Raw genomic sequence first — 20,576 nt, 5'->3', positions numbered from 1 at the left:
TTTCACCGCCGTCCCAGCAGGCCCTGCGGCCGCAGATAGATCACCAGCACCAGCAGCAGCAGCACGGGCACCGTGCGGATCGACGGTGAGACCAGATACGCCGTCATCGTCTCCAGATAGCCCACGACATAGGCGGCCAGCAGCGAGCCGGACACGCTGCCCAGGCCGCCGAGCACGACGATGGAGAAGGCGCTGGCGGTCAGCGTGCCGACATTGTCGGAGCTGACGCCAAGAAACGACCCCAGCAGCACGCCGGCGATTCCCGCCAGCACGCCGTAGATGGCCCAGACCAGCAGGTGGATGTTGGCAAGCTCGAAGCCCAGCAGCGTGAGCCCGCGCGGGTTGATCGAGGCGGCCAGCAGCGCCTTGCCCGCCCGGGTGCGATTGACCAGCAGCCACAGCAGCCCGATCGCCACCCAGGACAGCACGGCGGTGACGATCTCGTTGGCGGGGGTGCGCACGCCCATGATATTCACCACGCCGGCGATCAGCGGCCGCACCGTCTTCGGCGAGTTGGTGAAGAAATAGGCCATCGCCTCCTGCAGCATGATCCCCCACAGCAGCGTGCCGGTGAGAACGAAGATCTCCTTCTCCTCGCCGGGGATGGCGCGCGAGGACTGGATCGGCCGCACCACCAGGAGGTAGGTCGCGAACGACAGCACCACGCTCGCGGCCACGCCGGCCAGCGCGCCGCCGAGCGACCCGGCGCCGTAATCGCCGGCCGCCAGCCAGGCGGTGATGGCGGCCGCCACCATGATGGAGCCGTGCGACAGGTTCAACACGCCGGAGACGCCGAAGATCAGCGTGAAACCGATTGCGCCGAGGGCGTACAGGCTGCTGATCGCAAACCCGTCGATGAGAATTTGCAGTCCGACCATGGCTGTCCCGAAACCCCGCCGCGTTCGTCCGGTTCAGGCAGGCGGCGCGGGCAGGGGGGCTGCCCGCGCCGGAACGGTCAGTTCACGGTCTTGATGAAGGAGGGGAACTTCATCTGCCCGCTGGCGGCCTCGGCCGGCCACACCGTGACCTGCTTGCCGCTTTGCCACTGCACCATCAGGCCGGTGATGAAGCCGGGCCCGATCTTCATGCCGTGGGTGAACTGATCGTCCTTGCCGAGGAACTGGATGCGGCCGATGGTGCCGACCCAGTCGGTCTTCTCCATGGCGTCCACGAGCTTGTCCGGCTCGCTGCTGCCGCCGCGCTTGATCGCATCGGCGAACATGTAGACGTCGTCATAGGCGGTGTAGCCGGAATAGGCGGGGGTCACGCCGTATTTCTTCTCGTAGGCGCGGGCGAACGGGATCGTTTTCGGCGTGACTGCCACGTCGGGCGCGGAGAACATGTTGAACACCACGCCTTCCGCCGCGCCATTGGTGTCCTTCCAGAACGTGCTGGTGGTGGCCTGGCTCGACACGCCGAACATGGGGATCGGCACTTGCTGCTGCTGCCACTGCACCGTGGGCTGCGCGCCGACATGGCTGATGCCGGTGACCATGACGTCCGGCTTGATGCCTTCGATCTTGTTGAAGATCGGGGTGAAGTCGGTGGTATCAGGCGACAGCCGGATATGGTCCAGCACCTTGACGCCGATCTTCGGCAGGCATTTCAGGTATTCTTCGTCGAGCGGGATGGTCCAGGCCGCGTCCTCGCTGACCACCACCGCGGTCTTCGCCTTCATCTGGCCGATCAGCAGGTCCTTGCCGCTCTCGCACACCGCATCGGAGATCTGGGTGGAGGCGAGGTAGCCATGGAAGACGTATTTCAGGTTGTTGTAGTCGTCATGGACACGCTTGGTGATCAGGTCGCTCGCCGCACCGGGCGTGATCAACGGCAGCTTCAGCCGCCCCGCCCATGGTTCCAGCGCCAGCACCACCTCGCTGATATAGCTGGCGATGACCGCGTGCACCTTGTCCTGGTTGGCGGCGCGCTGGAAGGCGCGCACGGCGTCGGAGGCGGAGCTGTGGTCGTCATATTCGACGATCTCGATCATGCGGCCGTTCACGCCGCCGGCGGCGTTGATCTCTTCGGCGGCGAGCTTGGCGGCGTTCGGGATGGCGCTGCCGCCAAGGGCCGCGGCCTCGGCAATGACGCCGATCTTGATCGGCTCCGCGGCGCGTGCCGTCGCCGGCAGGCACAGGGCCGCGCCAAGCGCAGCGCCAAAGAGACTGTACAGGTACGCGTGCTTCATTGTTGATGCCGTCCCTCTCCCAGTACTTCGTTGCGATCCGCTTCGGCCGACGCCTCGCTATGCCGGGCCGTGCAATGGGTGGTCTTGCGCCACTCACCTGCAGCGATGAGACAGCGGTCCGATCACCTCTTTACGAAGTGTCACATGCATCTCGATTTGTTGCAACGCTCCCCCGCGCGGGGGTCAGGGCTTCGGCGGCGGGGGCACGTAGGTCGCGGCCTGGTCCGGGTCGATCGCGCGGATGACGTAGTCATCGGCATCGCGCGCATAGGCCGCCCACAGCCGGGCGAGCTCGGCCAGCGGCGTCGCGTGGTCGTCGACGCGCAGGTCCACATAGGGGAAGCTTTCGCGGTCCACCACCAGCAGGGCCGCGGAGCGCACGGCCGCGAACTCGCCGCCGGCGGCCTCGCCGGCCTGGATCGCCTGCACGAGGCGCGCCGCCAGCGGCAGCGCCGGGTCGGCGGCGAAGGCGCGGGCCATCGCGGCGGGCAGCTCGGCGCTGCGCACGATATTGGCGATGGCCACGCAATCCGGCCCGTGTGCCTCGCCGCGCTCGGCGCGCACATGTGCGCCGGTAAAGCTCGCGGTGCGGCCAGCCGCATCGATCACCGCGAGTTGCCGCCAGTCGCGATGCGGTGTCGCCGCCACCGCGCCGTCCAGCGCCTGCTGCGCGGTGAAGCCGCGCGCCAGCAATGCGATGAGAAGCGGCCCAAGCCGCGGATCGGTGCGATGCTGCGTCAGCGCCGCGCCGACGCCGGCGCGTGCAAACGGGCAGCGCGCCCCGACGCCCATCGCCGAGGTGGTCACGACGGCGCCAAGCTGGCCGGTTCGGGCGCAACGGCCCAGCAGCGAATAGGTCATGTCATCCGGGTCCCGTCAGGCGAATCCGGATGCGCCGGATCGCGGTGTCAGATCCGTCGGACGGTATAGGTTTCTTCCAGCGCGCGCACGATGTCGGCGCCATGCGCGGCGTCCCGCGCTTCGAACATCACTTCCAGCTGGGCCGCCTGCACGCTGGGCGAGGCGAACAGCCGCTGATGCGACACCTCGATGATGTTGCCGCCGGCGCCGCCGATCTTGCCGGCAATGTCGGCCAGCACGCCGGGCCGGTCGGGGATCTCCATGACCAGCCGCAACAGCCGCCCGTCGCGCAGCAGGTTGCGCAGCAGCACGTTGGCGAGGATGCGCGCGTCGATGTTGCCGCCGCAGACGGGAATGCCGACGCGCCGCCCGGCGAAACGATCGGGGAACGCCAGCAGTGCCGCGACGCCGGCGGCACCCGCGCCCTCGGCGACCAGCTTCGCGCCCTCTGCCAGCAGGGCGATGGCTTCTTCCACCGCGCGCTCGGGCACCACCAGCACGTCGGCCACATGCGCGCGGATGACGCCAAAGGCCGCCTCGCCGATGTCGCGCACCGCGATGCCCTCGGCAATGGTGGCGCCGCCGACATGCACGGGCTGGCCCGCCAGGCGCTGCGCCAGCGCGGCATAGGCCGCGACCTCGACGCCGATCACCTCGATGCCCGGCTTCACTCCGGTTGCCGCCACCGCGCAGCCGGCGATCAGGCCGCCGCCGCCCACCGGGATCACCAGCGTATCGAGGTCGGGCGCGTCCTCCAGCAGCTCGAGCGCGAGCGTGCCCTGGCCGGCCATCACGCCCCGGTCGTCATAGGGGTGGATGAAGATCAGCCCTTCCTGCTGCGCCAGCACGCATGCATGCTCGGCCGACTCCGCCAGCGTATCGCCATGCAGCACCACGCGCGCGCCCCAGGCGGCGGTGCGCGACACCTTGGTCAGCGGCGTGTGCCTGGGCATCACGATCACCGCGTCGATGCCCAGCAGATGCGCATGCCGTGCCACGGCCTGCGCGTGGTTCCCGGCCGACATCGCGATCACGCCCGCGCGGCGTTCCGCCTCGGTCAGCAGCGCCAGCCGGTTGGCGGCGCCGCGCTCCTTGAACGCGCCGGTCGCCTGCAGGTTCTCGAGCTTCAGCGTGACATCGGCGCCGGTCGCCTGCGAGATCGCGTCGCTGCGCAGGGCGGGCGTGCGCAACACGCGGCCGGCGATCCGCGCCGATGCGGCGCGAATCTCGGCCAGCGACAGCATCGGCATCAGACGAACTTGACGGAGAGGATTTCGTAGGTCCGGTCGCCACCCGGCGCGGGCACCGAAATGGTGTCGCCCACTTTCCGGCCGATCAGCGCCTTGGCCAGCGGGCTCGAAATCGACAGGCGCGCCAGCTTGATGTCGGCCTCGTGCACGCCGACGATCTGATAGGTCGCCTCTTTCTCGGTCTCCTCGTCGACCAGCTGGACATGGGCGCCGAATCGCACATGGTCGCCCGACAGGCTCGACGGGTCGATCACCTCGGCCGCGGAAACGATCTCCTCGAGTTCCAGGATGCGGCCTTCGATGAAGGATTGCCGCTCACGCGCCGCGTGATACTCGGCATTCTCCGACAGGTCGCCGTGGCTGCGCGCCTCGGCGATGGCGCGAATGACCGCCGGACGCTCGATGGTCCTGAGGGTTCGGAGCTCTTCCTCCAACCGCAAAAGGCCGGGGGCGGTCATCGGGAACTTCTGCACGGCGCAAACCTCGGGAACAAGGGTAACGTTGTAGAGTGGGCAGGCGCGGCTGGTCACGCGAATCCGGGGCATGGCCCTGAATCCGGGACATAGCCCTGAAACACGACCGCCGCGGCCAGGTGCCTGTGACCTGGCCGCGACGGAACGTCAGAACGATCCGCGAAAATAGGCTTGCAGCGGCGCGACTTCAAGGGTGCCCGCCTTCAGCGCGGCGATCGCATGCGCCGCGGCCCGGGCGCCGGCGATGGTGGTGTAGTGCGGCACGCCATGCGTCAGCGCGCTGCGGCGGATATCGAAGCTGTCCGTCACCGCCTGGGAGCCCGCCGCGGTATTGATGACCAGTTGCACCTCACCCGAGCGGATGGCGTCCACGCAATGCGGCCGGCCCTCCAGCACCTTGTTCACCACGCCCACCGGCAGCCCGGCCTCGCGCAGGCGGGCGGCGGTGCCGCGCGTGGCGATGATGGAGAAGCCCATCTCCAGCAACCGGCGCGCCACCCCGATCGCCGCGGCCTTGTCGGAATCGCGCACCGACAGGAACACCTGCCCGGACCCGGGCAGCCTGACGCCCGCGCCGAGCTGGCTTTTCGCGAAGGCGCGCTCGAAGCTGGAATCGAGGCCCATCACCTCGCCGGTCGATTTCATTTCCGGGCCCAGGATCGTGTCCACATCCGGGAAGCGGGCGAACGGGAACACCGCTTCCTTCACCGCCACATGCGGCGCGATCGCCTGGTCGTCGAGCCGGAACTCGGACAGCTTCGCGCCGGCCATGACCCGCGCGCCGATCTTCGCCACCGGCACGCCCGTCGCCTTGGCAACGAACGGCACGGTGCGCGAGGCGCGGGGGTTCACTTCCAGCACGTAAACGTCATTGTCCTTGATGGCGTATTGCACGTTCATCAGGCCCACCACGCCCAACGCCTTCGCCATCGCCTCGGTCTGCGCCTTCAGCTCGGTGACGGTCGCGGGCGACAGCGTGTAGGGGGGCAGGGCGCAGGCGGAATCGCCGGAGTGGATGCCGGCCTCCTCGATATGCTCCATCACGCCGGCGACGTAGACGCTGTGGCCGTCGGCGATGCAATCGACATCGACCTCGATCGCGTCGTTGAGGTAACGGTCGATCAGCACGGGATTGTCGCCGGAAACCTGCACGGCCTCGCGCATGTAGCGATGCAGCCCGCGCGAGTCATAGACGATCTCCATGGCCCGCCCGCCCAGCACGTAGCTGGGGCGGATCACCACGGGATAGCCGATCCGCGCGGTGATGGCCTCGGCCTCCTCGGCCGACCGCGCGATGCCGTTCTCGGGCTGGCGCAGGCCGAGCCGGTGCAGCAATTGCTGGAACCGCTCGCGATCCTCGGCGGCGTCGATGGCGTCGGCCGAGGTGCCGAGGACGGGAATGCCGGCCTTCGACAAGGACTGCGACAGCTTCAGCGGCGTCTGCCCGCCGTACTGCACGATGCAGCCCAGCACGGTGCCGTTGGACTGCTCGCGCCGCACCAGCGCGATCACGTCCTCGGCGGTCAGCGGCTCGAAATACAGCCGGTCGGAGGTGTCGTAGTCGGTGCTCACCGTCTCCGGGTTGCAATTGACCATGATGGTCTCGAAGCCGGCTTCCTTCAGCGCGTAGGCCGCGTGCACGCAGCAATAGTCGAACTCGATGCCCTGGCCGATCCGGTTCGGCCCGCCGCCGAGGATGATGATCTTCCGGCGGTCGGTCGGGTCGGACTCGCACGCAGGCTCGCCGAAGCCGCCTTCGTAGGTGGAATACATATAAGGCGTTGCCGAGGCGAACTCGGCCGCGCAGGTGTCGATGCGCTTGTACACGGGATGCACGCCCAGCTTCGCCCGCAGGGCCGCAACGTCGGTCTCGGCGACCCCGGACAGTTGCGCCAGCTGCCGGTCGGAGAAGCCCAGCGCCTTCAGCCGGCGCAGCGCCGTCGCGTCCTGCGGCAGGCCACCGGCGATCTCGCGCTCGGCGGCGACGATGCGCTCCAGCTCGCGCAGGAACCATGGGTCGAACTTGCAGGCGTCGTGGATCTCGTCCACCGACAATCCGGCACGCAGCGCCTGGGCGGCCATCAGCAGCCGGTCGGGCTTGGGCTGCGACAGTGCCGCGCGGAATGCGTCGGGGCCGCCGTCGCCTGGCGCCTCGATCGTATCGAGGCCGGAGAACCCCGTCTCCATGCTGCGCAGGCCCTTCTGCAACGCCTCGGCGAAGCTGCGGCCGATCGACATGGCCTCGCCCACCGACTTCATGCTCGTGGTCAGCATCGCCGGCGTGCCCGGGAACTTCTCGAAGGTGAAGCGCGGGATCTTCACCACGACGTAGTCGATCGCGGGCTCGAAGCTCGCCGGCGTGACGCGGGTGATGTCGTTGGCAAGCTCGTCGAGCGTGTAGCCGACAGCAAGCTTGGCGGCGATCTTGGCGATCGGGAAGCCGGTGGCCTTGGACGCCAGCGCCGAGGAACGCGACACCCGCGGGTTCATCTCGATCACCACCATGCGCCCGTCGGCGGGATTGACGGCGAACTGCACGTTCGATCCGCCGGTGTCCACGCCGATCTTGCGCAGGCAGGCGATGGAGGCATCGCGCATGCGCTGGTATTCCTTGTCGGTCAGCGTCAACGCCGGCGCCACGGTCACGGAATCGCCGGTATGCACACCCATCGGATCGACGTTCTCGATGGAGCAGATGATGATGCAGTTGTCCGCGCTGTCGCGGACCACCTCCATCTCGAATTCCTTCCAGCCCAGCACGCTTTCTTCCACCAGCACCTCGCTGGTGGGCGAGGCGTCCAGGCCGCTGCCGACGATCTGCTCGAATTCTTCCTTGTTGTAGGCGATGCCGCCGCCGGTGCCGCCGAGGGTGAAGCTGGGCCGGATCACCGCCGGCAGGCCGACCAGGGCCAGCGCCGCGCGGGCCTCGGCCATGCTGTGGGCGATGGCGCTGCGCGGGCTCTCGATGCCGATCTCGGCCATGGCGTCGCGGAACTTCAGCCGGTCCTCGGCGCGGTCGATCACCTCGGCCTTGGCGCCGATCAGCTCCACGCCGTATTTCTCCAGCACGCCCGCCGCCGCCAGCTGCATCGCCGTGTTCAGCGCGGTCTGCCCGCCCATCGTCGGCAGCAGCGCGTCCGGCCGCTCCCTGGCGATGATGCGCTCGACCATCTCCAGCGTGATCGGCTCGATATAGGTGGCATCGGCCAGACCGGGATCGGTCATGATGGTGGCGGGGTTGGAGTTCACCAGGATGGTCCGGTACCCCTCCGCCCGCAGCGCCTTGCAGGCCTGGGCGCCGGAATAGTCGAACTCGCAGGCCTGGCCGATCACGATCGGGCCGGCGCCGATGATCATGATGGAGTGGATGTCGGTGCGCTTGGGCATCTCAGGTTCCGGTAAGGGTGCGCGCGGTCTCGACGCCCTTGGGCGTGAGTTCGAGGCGCCAGTGGCAGTGCAGGCTGTTCGACTCCAGGCGGATCGGCTCCCTGATCATCCCCTCGGCGATGCAGGCGGCGACGGCCGCGTGGAACCGGGCGGGATCGAGCGGGCGGCCAGCCGTTTCCTGGACTTTCTCGAAGGCGGCCTCGGCGTTGTCGGCGGTCAGGAAATGCCGCAAGCCGACCAGCAGCAGGATACGGACATGATCATCGGGATCGGTCTCTGGCTGCATGGGATGACGCCTCCTGGGGCTTGGCCTTGTGTGCCTCGATCACCGCGACGAAGCGGTTGAACAGATAATGGCTGTCGGTCGGACCGGGGCTGGCTTCAGGGTGGTACTGCACGCTGAAGGCCGGGCGATCGTTGCAGGCGATGCCTTCGTTGGTGCCGTCGAACAGGCTGGTATGCGTCACTCGCACGCCGGCCGGCAGCGTCTTCTCGTCGATGGCGAAGCCGTGGTTCTGGCTGGTGATCTCCACCTTGCCGGTGGCCAGTTCCTTCACCGGCTGGTTGGCGCCACGATGGCCGCGGTCGAGCTTGAAGGTCTTCGCCCCCAGCGCGATGGCCAGCAACTGATGGCCGAGGCAGATACCGAACAGCGGCTTGCCGGATGCCAGCACGCCCTGGATTGCCGGCACCGCGTACGCCGCGGTGGCCGCGGGATCGCCGGGCCCGTTGGAGAGGAACACCCCGTCCGGCTCATGGCGCAGGATGTCCTCGGCGGTGGCGGTGGCGGGCACCACGGTCACCCGGCAGCCGGCGGCGGCGAGGCAGCGCAGGATGTTGCGCTTGGCGCCGTAATCGACGGCCACGACATGGTATTTCGGATCGGTCTGGCGGCCATGGCCATCGGGCCAGGCCCATTCCGTCTCGTCCCAGTCATAGGACTGGGTGCAGGAGACTTCCTGCGCCAGATCCATGCCCACCAGCCCCGGCCAGTCGCGCGCCTGCGCCGTCAGTGCGGGGAGGTCGAACTGCCCGTCGGCGGGGAAGGCCAGCACGCCGGACGGCGCCCCGCCGTCGCGGATGCGAATGGTCAGCGCGCGGGTGTCCACCCCGGCGAGGCCGGTCACGCCCTGCGCCTGCAGCCAGGCATCCAGCGGCTGGTGCGCCCGCCAGTTGCTGGGCGCGGTGATGTCCTGCTTCACCACCAGGCCGCGGGCGGCGATGTTGGTCGCCTCGATATCCTCGTGGTTGACGCCCACATTGCCGATATGCGGAAAGGTGAAGGTGATGATCTGCCCGGCATAGGACGGGTCGGTCAGGGTTTCCTGGTAGCCGGTCAGGCCGGTGTTGAAGCACACCTCGCCGACCGGCGCGCCGGCGGTATGGGCGCCGAAGCCGCGTCCCCAGAACACGCTGCCGTCGGCCAGCACCAGGGCGGCGGTGGCGCCGGCGGGCGGCGCGCCCGGGACAGGCGCCGGGGCGATGGGCGAGTCGGGCATGGCTTGGCTCTTGTCGGAAGGGAGGGGGCCGGCCAGATCGGCCAGCGACAGGCCGGTGGCGGCGATGATTGCGGGCCAGTGGCGGGCCGGCATGCTGCGGGCCTGGCGCCATTTGCGGACGGCTTCGGTGCCCACGCCCAGGCGGCGCGCGGCGGCCTCGGCGCCGCCCAGGCGCTCGATGATGTCGTCGATGCTCATGACGCCAGGATATGGGAAATTTTTTCCCAGATCAACGCGACCCCGCTATGCGTGGGAAATTTCTTCCCGGTCCACAACGGCGTTCCGACATAATATATGAGGGCGTATGCAGGAGGGCCGTATGACATTGCGCGACGCGTTCACGTCCGAACTGAAGACCGCCATGCTGGCGAAAGACGCCCCGCGCGTCTCCGCGCTGCGCATGATCACCGCGAAGCTCAAGGACACCGACATCGCCGCCCGCCCCAAGGGCATCGACAAGGTCCCGGACGAGGAGATCATCACCATGCTGCGCAGCATGGTGAAGTCGCGCCGCGAGAGCGTGGAGCTGTACCGCCAGGGCAACCGCCCGGAACTGGTGGCCAAGGAGGAGGCGGAGATCGCCGTCATCGAATCCTTCCTGCCCCGGCAGATGGACGCGGTGGCCACCGAAGCGGCGGTGGCGGCGGCGATCGCCGAGACCGGGGCGGCCAGCATCAAGGACATGGGCAAGGTGATGGCGGCGCTGAAGGCGAAGCATGCCGCCGCCCTCGACATGTCCAGGGTCGGCCCGATCGTCAAAGCCCGGCTGGGCGGCTGAATGGCGCTTCCGGCCGGCTTCCTGGACGAGCTGCGCGCCCGCACGCCGCTGGCCGGGGTGATCGGGCGGCGGGTGAGGCTCGCCCGCTCCGGCCGGAACTGGAAGGGCTGCTGCCCGTTCCACGGCGAGAAGACGCCGAGCTTCTACGTCTATGACGACCATTTCCACTGCTTCGGCTGCGGCGCGCATGGCGACGCCATCAGCTTCGTCATGCAGAGCCAGGGCACCTCGTTCCCCGAGGCGGTGGAGCAGTTGGCCGGCGAGGCCGGGATGGACGTACCCAAGCCCAGCCCCGGCGCCGCGGAAGCGGAGCGCCGGCGGCTCGACCTGCATGGCGTGCTGGAGGCGGCGAGCCAAGCCTTCCAGCGCCGGCTGCGCCTGCCCGAGGGCGCGCGCGCGCTCGACTACCTGCGTGGCCGGGGCCTCGCCGAGCAGACCATCCAGCGCTTCGGCCTCGGCTGGTCCGGCGAAGGCCGCGGCGCGCTCGCCGCCGACCTGGCGCGCGAAGGCATCGCGCCGGCGATGCTGATCGAGGCCGGATTGATGAAGCCGCCCGAGGACGGCCGCCCGGCCTATGACCTGTTCTTCAACCGGGTGATGTTCCCGATTCGCGACCGCCGCGGCCGGACGATCAGCTTCGGCGGCCGCATCCTCGGCGACGGCCAGCCGAAATACGTGAACGGGCCAGAGACCGCGCTGTTCTCCAAGCGGCGCACCCTGTTCGCGCTCGACCTGGCGCGCGAGGCCGCCCGCGCCGGCGGCGCCGTGGTCGCGGTCGAGGGCTACATGGACGTGATCGCGTTGCACCAGGCCGGCTTCGCAGGCGCGGTGGCGCCGCTGGGCACGGCGCTCACCGAGGAGCAGCTTGAGGAGCTGTGGCGGCTGTCGCCCATGCCCGTGCTGTGCTTCGACGGCGACGCCGCGGGCGGGCGTGCCGCCGCCCGGGCCGCGGAGCTGGCCCTGCCGCTGCTGACCGCCGAGCGCAGCCTGAAACTGGCGACCCTGCCGTCGGCGGAGGACCCCGACACGCTGGTGCGCCGCCAGGGCCCCGCCGCCTTCCAGGCGGTGCTGGATGCCGCCCGCCCGCTCGCCGAGGCGCTGTTCGGCCTGCTGCGCGAGGGCGCCGGCGACGCCACGCCGGAGCAGCGCGCCGCCCTGCGCACCCGGCTGGAGGCCGCCGCCGGCCAGATCCGCGACAAGTCCCTGGCCAGCGAGTACCGCCGCGCCCTGATGGAGCGCTTCTACGCGCGCCGCCCCGCGCCCGCCCGCCGCGGCGGCGCCCCCGGCCAGCCGAAGCCGCCGCCGGCCTTCCATCGCCCCGCCCTTGGAGTCGGGAACGCTGCCGCCGAGCGCGCCCGCAACCTGGTGGCGATCCTGCTGAACCATCCCGCGCTGCTGCACGATGTCGAGGAGGCGTTCGGCACGATCGACCTGCCGCCCGGCCTCGCCGCGCTGCGGGATGCGATTCTGCATTGGGGAGACGCGGCACAAGCGCTTGACTCGGCTGCCCTGATGACCCACCTCAGCGAAACTGGTTTGGCTGCGGACGCGGCGCAGGCCCTTTCGGCGGTTCCCTACCCGCTGCCGGCCTGCGCTGCGCCTGAGGCCATGCCGGCGGAGGCCGAGGCGGGCTGGTGGCATATCTTCGGACTGATGCATCGCGGCCGTCTGGAAGAGGAAGTGGCAGCGGCCATGCGCGACATGGCCGAACATGCCGACGAGGCGACCCAGCGTCGGCTGATAGCCCTATGTACGGCGCGCAACGCCTTGCGCCAGGGAGAGCAGGGAATGGAGTCCGAGCCATGACCCGGCCCCATGCGTTGAATGATTTTCCGGCCATGCCCGATCACGTCGGGCGTGGCGACCACCGTATTTGCGGAGTGCTCTGATCGATGGCAACCAAGCCGAGCGTGACCACCGACGCCGTATCCGCCGACCAGGATGCCGACACCACGTTGCTCGACAGCCAGTCGGCGGCGGTGAAGCGGCTGATCGCGAAGGGCAAGGAGCGCGGCTACATCACCTTCGATGAGTTGAACGCGGTCCTGCCGCCCGACCAGAACAGTTCCGAGCAGATCGAGGACGTGATGGCCGGCCTGTCCGAAATGGGCATCCAGGTCGTCGAGGGCGAGGAGTCCGAGGAAGGCGAGGCGCCGGTCGCCAAGGCCGAGAAGGCCGAGGGGGAAGGCGAGGCCGAGGAGCAGAGCGGCAACGTCGACGAGGAGAGCCTCGGCCGCACCGACGACCCGGTGCGCATGTACCTGCGCGAGATGGGCAGCGTCGAGTTGCTGTCGCGCGAGGGCGAGATCGCCATCGCCAAGCGCATCGAGGCCGGCCGCGACATGATGATCGGCGGGCTGTGCGAGAGCCCGCTGACCTTCCGCGCCATCATCGCCTGGCACGAGGCGCTGAAGGCCGGGCGCATGCTGCTGCGCGACATCATCGACCTGGAAGCGACCCAGGGCGGCCCCGCCCCGGCCGCGGCGGCCGAAGGCGGCGACGGCGAGGCCGAAGCCGAGCCGGAGGAGTTCCCCGCCGCCGCCGCCCAGGACGACGACGAGGCCGAGGAAGGCGAGGGCGCCGGCCTGTCGCTGTCGGCCCTGGAAGAGAAGCTGAAGCCGGAAGTCCTCGCCAATTTCGAGGACATCGAGGCGCTGTACAAGAAGCTGCACAAGATGCAGGTCAAGCGCCTGGAGAGCATGACCGCGGGCGAGGAGGTCAACGCCCGCAGCGAGAAGAGCTACGACAAGCTGCGCGACGAGCTCGTCGCCAAGGTCGAGCAGGTGCAGTTGCACAACAACCGCATCGAGGAACTGGTCACCCAGCTGAAGCAGCTCAACCAGCGCCTGACCGGGCTGGAAGGCCAGCTGCTGCGCATGGCCGAAAGCTGCAAGGTGCAGCGCGACGACTTCCTCAACCAGTATCGCAGCCACGAGCTGGACCCGAACTGGGTGGAGCGGATCGGCAAGCTGCCGGGCAAGGCGTGGAAGACCTTCGCCACCAGGCACCCCGAGGACATCACCAAGGTGCGCGCGCAGATCGCCGCGGTGGCCACCGACGCCAGCCTGCCGATCAGCGAGTTCCGCCGCGTCTACATGACCGTCAGCCGCGGCGAGCGCGACAGCGCACGGGCGAAGAAGGAGATGATCGAGGCGAACCTGCGTCTCGTGATCTCGATCGCCAAGAAATACACCAATCGCGGCCTGCAGTTCCTGGACCTGATCCAGGAGGGCAATATCGGCCTGATGAAGGCGGTCGATAAGTTCGAGTACCGGCGCGGCTACAAGTTCAGCACCTACGCCACCTGGTGGATCCGCCAGGCGATCACCCGCAGCATCGCCGACCAGGCGCGCACCATCCGCATCCCCGTGCACATGATCGAGACGATCAACAAGCTGGTGCGCACCAGCCGCCAGATGCTGCACGAGATCGGCCGCGAGCCGGCCCCGGAGGAACTGGCCGAGAAGCTCGGCATGCCGCTGGAGAAGGTCCGCAAGGTCCTGAAGATCGCCAAGGAGCCGATCAGCCTGGAAACCCCGATCGGCGACGAGGAAGACAGCCATCTCGGCGATTTCATCGAGGACAAGAACGCGGTCATCCCGCTGGATGCCGCGATCCAGGCCAATCTGCGCGAAGCGACCACGCGGGTGCTGTCCAGCCTGACGCCGCGCGAGGAGCGCGTGCTGCGCATGCGCTTCGGCATCGGCATGAACACCGACCACACGCTGGAGGAAGTGGGCCAGCAGTTCAACGTGACGCGCGAACGCATCCGCCAGATCGAGGCCAAGGCGTTGCGCAAGCTGAAGCACCCCAGCCGCAGCCGCAAACTGCGCAGCTTCCTCGACGACTAGGATCACCAGGATGACCGGGGGCGAAAGCCCCCGGCCTTTCTGCGCAGACGGGAGCCGAACCGTGGAGCCAGTTGATCGCGTCGGGGTGGTGGTGACGTTCCTGCGGATGGACGAGCCGCCCCGCGATCCCGCGCCGCCCTTGCCCGAGGGGGCCGAGGTACGGCTGATCCGGGACTGTTCGGTGCCGTTCTACCGCATGCTCTATGACACCGTCGGCGCGCCTTATGTGTGGTGGCTGCGCCGGACGATGCCGGACCACCAGTTGGCCGGGCTGCTGCGCGATCAGCGGGTGTCGATCCACGTGCTGTACATGAACGACGAGCCGGCCGGCTTCTATGAGCTGGACAGCACGACGTGGCCGGTGGTGAACCTCAGCTATTTCGGCCTGATGCCGCATGTCGTGGGGATGCGCATGGGCTATGCGTTCCTGCGGCATGCCGTGGATGCGGTGTGGCGCGGCGGGGCGCGGGCGATGACCGTGAACACCTGCACCGCCGACCATCCGCGCGCCTTGCCGACCTATCGGCGCGCCGGGTTCCACGTGGTGCGCCAGGTGCGCGAAGAGTGGAACGTGCCCAGGCGGCTGGGCCTGCAGATCCCAGACGCCTTGCGGCTGTAACGGCCGCGGCCTCCGCCGCAGGTCAGGCGGGCTGGCCGGGCGTATGGATCCGGGCGATCTCCCGCTGCAGCTTCTGGCGCATCGCGGCGGCAAATCCATTGAAATCCTGGCATTGCAGCACGAAGGCGCCGGGGCCGCCGACGACCTCGCGGGTGTAGCTGGTCAGCAGGTCCGGCTCCTCGTGCAGGACGCACAGGCCATTGATGGTGACGCCGGCCTCGGCCAGGCGGTCGCGCACCGGGCCGGGCGGCGTGCCGTCGTTGGAGCGGCCATCGCCGACCATGTCGATCACCCGGCGGCGCGCGGCGGCGGGCGCGATCTGCAGCAGCTTCTCGCAGGCCAGCAGCGCCTCGCCGATGGCGGTGGAACCGGCGCGGACGATGCGCGGCACGTTCTCCACCTGTTTGGCGAAATCCTCGAGCTCGGTCTGGGTGCCGATCCGCATCCAGTCCACCAGCACTTCCTGGTCGGCGCGCCCGGACCACAGCAACACGCTGCACAAGCTGCCGCCCTGCGGGCCGGTGGTCAGCCCGGCGGCCACCTCGTCGTGGCGCAAGGCAGCGGCGCAACCGCCGGCCATCAAGCCGAATTCATCGTACGTCACGCTCGCCGAGCAGTCGAAAGCGAGCACCAGGGCCAGATCGACATTGTCCATGCCGACGGAAGTAAGGCCGGGCGGGCTTGAGCGGAAGCGGCATCCGGCCGATCATCCATGAAATTGCGGGGAGGGCGCCGATGCGAGACACCGAACAGGCCGTGACGACGGCGCAGACGCGCCTGCCGCTGTCGCGCATCACCGTGCTGGACCTGACGCTGGCGCGCGCCGGCCCCACCTGCGTGCGCCATTTGGCGGACTGGGGCGCCAACGTCATCCGCATCGAGCCGCCGGGCGCGGGCGCCGAGGAGGTGACCGGCAAGCGCGACGGGTTCGACTTCCAGAACCTGCACCGCAACAAGCGTGCCATCCGCCTCGACCTGAAATCGCCGGAGGGGCATGCGGCGTTCATGCGCCTGGCGGCGACCGCCGATGTGATCGTGGAGAACATGCGCGCGGCCGTGAAGCACCGGCTGAAGGTGAGCTACGACGACGTGCGCGCCGTCAATCCGCGCATCGTCTACGGCAGCATCAGCGGCTTCGGGCAGGACGGCCCCTACGGCAAGCGCGCCGGTGTGGACCAGATCGCCCAGGGCATGGGCGGGCTGATGTCGATCACCGGCCTGCCCGGGCAGGGCCCCGTGCGCGTCGGCATCCCCATCGCCGACCTCACCGCCGGCAATCTGCTGGCGCTCGGCATCATGACCGCGCTGTTCGACCGCGAGGCGACCGGCGTCGGCCGCTGGGTGACCACGAGCCTGCTGGAGGCGCAGGTGTTCATGCTGGACTTCCAGGCCGCGCGCTGGCTGATGGACGGCGAGGTGGCGCAACAGGCCGGCAACGATCATCCCACCGGCATCCCCACCGGCGTGTTCCCCACCAGCGACGGGCACATCAACATCGCCGCTAGCTCCAGCCGGTTGTGGGGGCGGTTCTGCGATGCCATCGGCCATCCGGAGTGGAACGCCAATCCCGCGTGGCAGACGCAGCAGGGCCGCAGCGACGACCGCAAGGCCATCAATGCCGCGATCGGCGAAGTGACCCGGCACGAGCCTGCCGCCCACTGGATCGAGCTGTTCGAGGAAGCCGGGATTCCCTGCGGCCCGATCAACACCATCGACAAGGTCTTCGCCGATCCGCAGGTGCAGCATCTGGGGCTGGCGAAGCCGGTGCGGCACCCGCGGCTGGGCGTCACGCCACTGGTGGGCTCGCCCATCAACCTCTCCGGCGTTCCGAAGGACATCCGCTCGGCCACCCACGACGCCGGCGCGGATACCGACGACGTGTTGCGCGAAGTGGGCTATAGCGACAGCGAGATCAACGACATGCGCAGCAAGGGCATCATCTGATGAAGGAATACGCTGACGGCAAGATGCTGGCGGAAGTCGAGGACGGCGTCGGCCTGATCACCTTCAACCAGCCCGAGAAACGCAACGCCATGTCGGTGAACATGTGGCTGGGCCTGGGCGAGATCCTCGACGCGTTCGCGGCCGACGGCGGCATCCGCGCGGTGGTGCTGACCGGCGCCGGCCACAAGGCGTTCGTGTCCGGCGCCGATATCAGCCAGTTCGAGCAGCAGCGGGCGAACGCCAATGCGCAGCTCGAATACGACCGGCTGACCAGCGCCGGCCGCGCCAAGCTGGCCGCCTTCCCGAAGCCCGTCATCGCACGCATCCGCGGCTACTGCCTGGGCGGCGGCCTGGGCATCGCCATGCAGGCCGACCTGCGCATCGCCGCCGAGGATTCGCAGTTCGGCATCCCCGCGGCGCGGCTGGGCATCGCCTATGGGTTCGACATGGTGCGCAAGCTGGTCTCGCTGGTCGGGCCGGCGCATGCGCGCACGTTGCTGTTCACCGGCGAGCGCATCGACTCGGCCGAGGCGCAGCGGATCGGCCTGGTGAACAAGGTGGTGCCGGATGCCGACCTGTCGGACGTGGTGTTCGACATGGCGCGCACCATTGCCGACAACGCCCCGCTGTCGCTGCGCGCGGCGAAGCTCGCCGTGAACGAGGCGGTCAAGAGCGAGAGCGAGCGCGATGCGGCCGCGGTGCACGCGGCGGTGACGGCCTGCTTCGACAGCACCGACTACCGCGAGGGCCGCACCGCGTTCATGGAGAAGCGACCGCCGCGTTTCCTGGGGCGCTGAGGCCGCCGCCGCTTCCGTGGCGGCGCGCAATCGCTTAAGAGTGATGCAGATGACGGTGGCCCGAAAGGGCTGAAACGGGAACGTGCGAAGCCGGGGAACCGGCGTATCCGCGGCTGCCCTCGCAACTGTAGGCGGTGAGCCTTCGCCCGGCGTGCCATTGCCCCCGCAACGGGGGCGAGAAGGCGGGCGAATGCACCGGGTGCCATCGACGCGATGGCCCCCGCGCACCGCGAGCCAGGAGACCGGCCGACATCGAGACTGCGCGCGCGCGACGGGCGAGGTGCACCGGCGCAACGGGAGAGAGACCCGCAGGCGGCAATCGCCCTTCGAACGGCGCCCACGCGCCCGGGCCATGCCCCGGCGCCAAGGCACCTTGCCTGCCTGGAGACCCGCATGCGCCGCATGCTTCTGGCCACCTTGTTCTCGTCCGTCGCCGCCTCCGCCTTTGCGCAAGACTATGCCGTCCCGCTGCCCGACCTGGTGGTGACGGCCACGCGCATTCCCACGCTGATCGACCGGATTCCCGCGGGCGTCACGGTGATCAGCCGCGCCGCCATTGAGACCCACGGCTACACCACGCTGGTCGAGGCACTCAGCACCGTGCCGGGCCTGCGGGTGGTGCAGTCCGGCGGCCCCGGCGGCAACGGCAGCGTGTTCGTCCGCGGCACCAACTCCAACCACGTGCTGGTGCTGCGCGACGGCGTGCCCGTGAACGATCCGTCCGACCCGGGCGGCCTGTACAATTTCGGCGTCGACACCCTGGCGGATATCGAGCGGATCGAAGTGGTGCGCGGGCCGATGTCGAGCCTGTACGGATCGGGTGCGATCGGCGGCGTGATCAACCTGATCACGCGCAAGGGCACGGGCGCGCCGCACGCCACCGCCGAGATGGCATTCGGCGTGCCGCGCGCGGCGCAGGGCGCGGCGGGGCTCTCCGGCGTCACCGGCAAGTTCGACTACAGCCTGAACGCCGAGAGCCGGGCCGACCGCGGCTTCGACACCACGCCGCAGCGCGAGAGCGTCTACAACGGCGTGCGCAACAAGTTCAAAACCACGGCCGGAACGATCAATCTCGGCTACACGCCGATCGAGGGCACGCGCATCGGGGCCTATCTGCGCGGCCGGACCTCCACGTTCAACCTCGATGAGCAGGGCTTCCCGGCCTATGACGCGAGCCTGTACGAGGCCCATGACGACGCGGTCTACGGCCGGCTCGGCGTCAACAGCAAGCTGTTCGGCGGCGTGTGGGAAACCGCGATGTTCATCGCGCGGGGCCAGACGGACCGGCATTACATCGAGCCGCTGGAAGCCGCCGACCCGAACCAGACGCAGAGCGACACGCGCTATCACGGGCGGCGGACCGAGCTGCAGTGGAACAACACCGTCCACCTGCCGGATTACGGGCCGTCGAGCGATACCGCGCTGATCTTCGGCTATTCGCACACCCTGGACTCGTCGCATTCGGTTCTGGCCGCGAATTTCGCGGGGTTCCCGTTCCAGTCGAACATCCGCGCCAGCGCCACCTCCAACGCCGGCCATGCCGGCCTGCAGACCCTGCTCTGGCAGCGCCTGACGCTGACCGCGGACATGCGCGAAGAGGATGCCCGCTATGGCGGCTCGGCGTTCACCTGGCGCGCCGGCGGCGTGCTGGCGGTGCCGGAGGTGCTGTCGCGCTTCAAGGCGTCGTACGGCACTTCGTTCCGCGCGCCGTCGCTGTACGACCTGTTCGGCGTGGACACCACCGGCTACATGGGAAATCCGAACCTGCGGCCGGAGCGCAGCACCGGCTACGAGCTTGGCTGGGCGATCGACGTGCCCGCACTCGGGCGCCGCGACGCGGCCACGCTGGAAGTGACCTATTTCAACACCCGCATCCGCGACCTGATCCAGGTCATCTTCGCGCCCAACTTCATGTCGTCGACCACGGAGAACGTCAACCGGGCCAATATCCAGGGCGTCGAGAGCAGCCTGACGCTGCGCCCGGCAAGCTGGCTGGAGACGGTGCTGACCTATACCTGGACCGACGCGCGCGACGCCGCAACCAACGCGCGGCTGCTGCGCCGCCCGGTCGACGCGATCAGCGCCAGCCTGCGCGCGACCCCGCTGCCCGGGCTGACGGTGGTTCCGGAGCTGATCTACACCGGCGCCTTCCAGGATTTCCTGATCGACGACAACGGCTTCCCCATCGGCACCGGGCGCGCCAAGCCGGGCGCGATCGTGAACCTGACCGTCACCTATGCGCTGACCCCGCAACTGGCCTTGTTCGCGAACGGCCGCAATCTCGGCAGCTCGCGCTTCGAACCGGCAAGCGGCTTCCAGACGCCGGGCCGGTCGCTGCTGGCCGGCGTGCGGGCAAGATTCTAGCTACCGGTTGGCGCCGGGCACCCACAGCACGTCGGCAACGCCGCCGCCGTTCAGCCGGCGTCCGAGCACGAACAGGTGGTCGGACAGCCGGTTGAGATAGCGGATCAGCGCCTGGTTCACGCCGTCCGCGCGCGCCAGCGCCACCACCCGGCGCTCGGCGCGGCGGACCACGGTGCGGGCCAGGTGGGCGTGGGCCGCGCCGGGTGTGCCGCCGGGCAGGATGAAGCTGGTGAGCGGCGGCAGGCTCGCGTTCATGGCCGCGACCTCGGCTTCCAGGCGCAGCGACGGTGTATCGGTCAGGCGCATGCGATCGCCGGCGGCACCGGGAACGCACAGGTCGGCGCCGGCGTCGAACAGGTCGTTCTGGATGCGCGCGAGCATGGCGTCGGTCTCGGCATCGCCACTGGTGTGCAGGCGCAGCAGGCCGATCGTGGCATTGGCCTCGTCGACGCAACCAACGGCCTCGACCCGCAAGGCGTCTTTCGGCACCCGTGTGCCGTCGCCCAGCGAGGTCTCCCCGCCGTCGCCGCCGCGGGTGATGACGCGATTGATCCTGACCATGGCA

The 20,576-nt window shown here is 69.1% G+C and carries 17 protein-coding genes and 1 riboswitch; of the genes, 7 read left to right on the top strand and 10 right to left on the bottom strand.

Annotation, left to right across the window (positions count from 1 at the left end; all coding sequences use genetic code 11):
• Positions 1-2: 2 nt before the first annotated feature.
• The 8 genes from OL599_RS20030 to carA all read right to left on the bottom strand — a co-directional run bounded on the left by OL599_RS20030 (position 3) and on the right by carA (position 9,856).
• A complete protein-coding gene (locus OL599_RS20030) occupies positions 3-878 on the bottom strand; it encodes a branched-chain amino acid ABC transporter permease (protein WP_264715691.1) in 876 nt (291 codons plus the stop codon).
• Between the two features lie 77 nt (positions 879-955).
• Positions 956-2,188, bottom strand: a complete 1,233-nt coding sequence (locus OL599_RS20025) for an ABC transporter substrate-binding protein (RefSeq protein WP_264715690.1) — start codon at positions 2,186-2,188, stop codon at positions 956-958.
• 183 nt (positions 2,189-2,371) lie between these two features.
• Complete coding sequence (locus tag OL599_RS20020) at positions 2,372-3,049, bottom strand: DUF1028 domain-containing protein (RefSeq protein ID WP_264715689.1); 678 nt, start codon at positions 3,047-3,049, stop codon at positions 2,372-2,374.
• Positions 3,050-3,096: 47 nt separating this feature from the next.
• Positions 3,097-4,293, bottom strand: a complete 1,197-nt coding sequence (locus OL599_RS20015; protein WP_264715724.1) for a threonine ammonia-lyase — start codon at positions 4,291-4,293, stop codon at positions 3,097-3,099.
• Positions 4,294-4,298: 5 nt separating this feature from the next.
• A complete protein-coding gene (greA, locus tag OL599_RS20010; protein ID WP_264715723.1) occupies positions 4,299-4,772 on the bottom strand; it encodes a transcription elongation factor GreA in 474 nt (157 codons plus the stop codon).
• Positions 4,773-4,919: 147 nt separating this feature from the next.
• Positions 4,920-8,159 carry a carbamoyl-phosphate synthase large subunit gene (gene carB / locus OL599_RS20005; RefSeq protein ID WP_264715688.1) on the bottom strand — a complete coding sequence of 1,080 codons (3,240 nt, stop codon included), beginning with the start codon at positions 8,157-8,159 and terminating at the stop codon, positions 4,920-4,922.
• A 1-nt stretch (position 8,160) separates the two neighbouring features.
• Positions 8,161-8,445, bottom strand: coding sequence for a hypothetical protein (locus tag OL599_RS20000; RefSeq protein WP_264715687.1), 285 nt, complete (start codon positions 8,443-8,445; stop codon positions 8,161-8,163).
• Positions 8,420-9,856: a glutamine-hydrolyzing carbamoyl-phosphate synthase small subunit gene (carA, locus tag OL599_RS19995; protein WP_264715686.1), complete on the bottom strand. Its 1,437-nt coding sequence runs from the start codon at positions 9,854-9,856 to the stop codon at positions 8,420-8,422. Before carA ends, OL599_RS20000 begins: the two co-directional genes overlap by 26 nt.
• Positions 9,857-9,977: 121 nt before the next feature.
• On the opposite strand from carA, the gene OL599_RS19990 reads away from it, so the two are divergent.
• The 4 genes from OL599_RS19990 to OL599_RS19975 all read left to right on the top strand — a co-directional run bounded on the left by OL599_RS19990 (position 9,978) and on the right by OL599_RS19975 (position 14,906).
• The gene (locus OL599_RS19990; RefSeq protein WP_264715685.1) at positions 9,978-10,436 is read left to right on the top strand and encodes a GatB/YqeY domain-containing protein; all 459 of its coding nucleotides are present in this window, start codon (positions 9,978-9,980) and stop codon (positions 10,434-10,436) included.
• A complete protein-coding gene (dnaG, locus tag OL599_RS19985) occupies positions 10,437-12,242 on the top strand; it encodes a DNA primase (RefSeq protein WP_264715684.1) in 1,806 nt (601 codons plus the stop codon).
• Between the two features lie 86 nt (positions 12,243-12,328).
• Positions 12,329-14,287: an RNA polymerase sigma factor RpoD gene (gene rpoD, locus OL599_RS19980; RefSeq protein ID WP_264715682.1), complete on the top strand. Its 1,959-nt coding sequence runs from the start codon at positions 12,329-12,331 to the stop codon at positions 14,285-14,287.
• A 106-nt stretch (positions 14,288-14,393) separates the two neighbouring features.
• Positions 14,394-14,906 carry a GNAT family N-acetyltransferase gene (locus tag OL599_RS19975; RefSeq protein WP_264715722.1) on the top strand — a complete coding sequence of 171 codons (513 nt, stop codon included), beginning with the start codon at positions 14,394-14,396 and terminating at the stop codon, positions 14,904-14,906.
• Positions 14,907-14,928: 22 nt separating this feature from the next.
• Here the strand turns inward: OL599_RS19975 and OL599_RS19970 are convergent, their stop codons facing one another.
• Positions 14,929-15,561 (bottom strand): DUF1194 domain-containing protein, encoded by a 633-nt coding sequence (locus OL599_RS19970; protein ID WP_264715681.1) that lies wholly within the window; start codon positions 15,559-15,561, stop codon positions 14,929-14,931.
• An 80-nt stretch (positions 15,562-15,641) separates the two neighbouring features.
• Here OL599_RS19970 and OL599_RS19965 point away from each other — a divergent pair, with 80 nt between their 5' ends.
• From OL599_RS19965 to OL599_RS19955, 3 genes are all read left to right on the top strand, one after another.
• Entirely contained in the window at positions 15,642-16,850 is a 1,209-nt protein-coding gene (locus OL599_RS19965; protein WP_264715680.1) for a CaiB/BaiF CoA transferase family protein, read from the top strand.
• Positions 16,850-17,647 carry an enoyl-CoA hydratase gene (locus tag OL599_RS19960; protein WP_264715679.1) on the top strand — a complete coding sequence of 266 codons (798 nt, stop codon included), beginning with the start codon at positions 16,850-16,852 and terminating at the stop codon, positions 17,645-17,647. The genes OL599_RS19965 and OL599_RS19960 overlap by 1 nt, the downstream gene beginning before the upstream one ends.
• A 36-nt stretch (positions 17,648-17,683) precedes the next feature.
• Positions 17,684-17,912: riboswitch (cobalamin riboswitch) on the top strand.
• A gap of 128 nt (positions 17,913-18,040) precedes the next feature.
• Positions 18,041-20,011 (top strand): TonB-dependent receptor plug domain-containing protein, encoded by a 1,971-nt coding sequence (locus OL599_RS19955; RefSeq protein WP_283949841.1) that lies wholly within the window; start codon positions 18,041-18,043, stop codon positions 20,009-20,011.
• Here the strand turns inward: OL599_RS19955 and OL599_RS19950 are convergent, their stop codons facing one another.
• Positions 20,012-20,572 carry a cob(I)yrinic acid a,c-diamide adenosyltransferase gene (locus OL599_RS19950; RefSeq protein WP_264715678.1) on the bottom strand — a complete coding sequence of 187 codons (561 nt, stop codon included), beginning with the start codon at positions 20,570-20,572 and terminating at the stop codon, positions 20,012-20,014.
• Between the last annotated feature and the right edge of the window lie 4 nt (positions 20,573-20,576).

The sequence above is a fragment of the Limobrevibacterium gyesilva genome, assembly GCF_025989185.1.
Classification (GTDB): Bacteria; Pseudomonadota; Alphaproteobacteria; order Acetobacterales; family Acetobacteraceae; genus Limobrevibacterium; species Limobrevibacterium gyesilva.
Note: the sequence above shows the minus strand (reverse complement) of the source record. Positions and strands in the feature narration are given on the sequence as shown.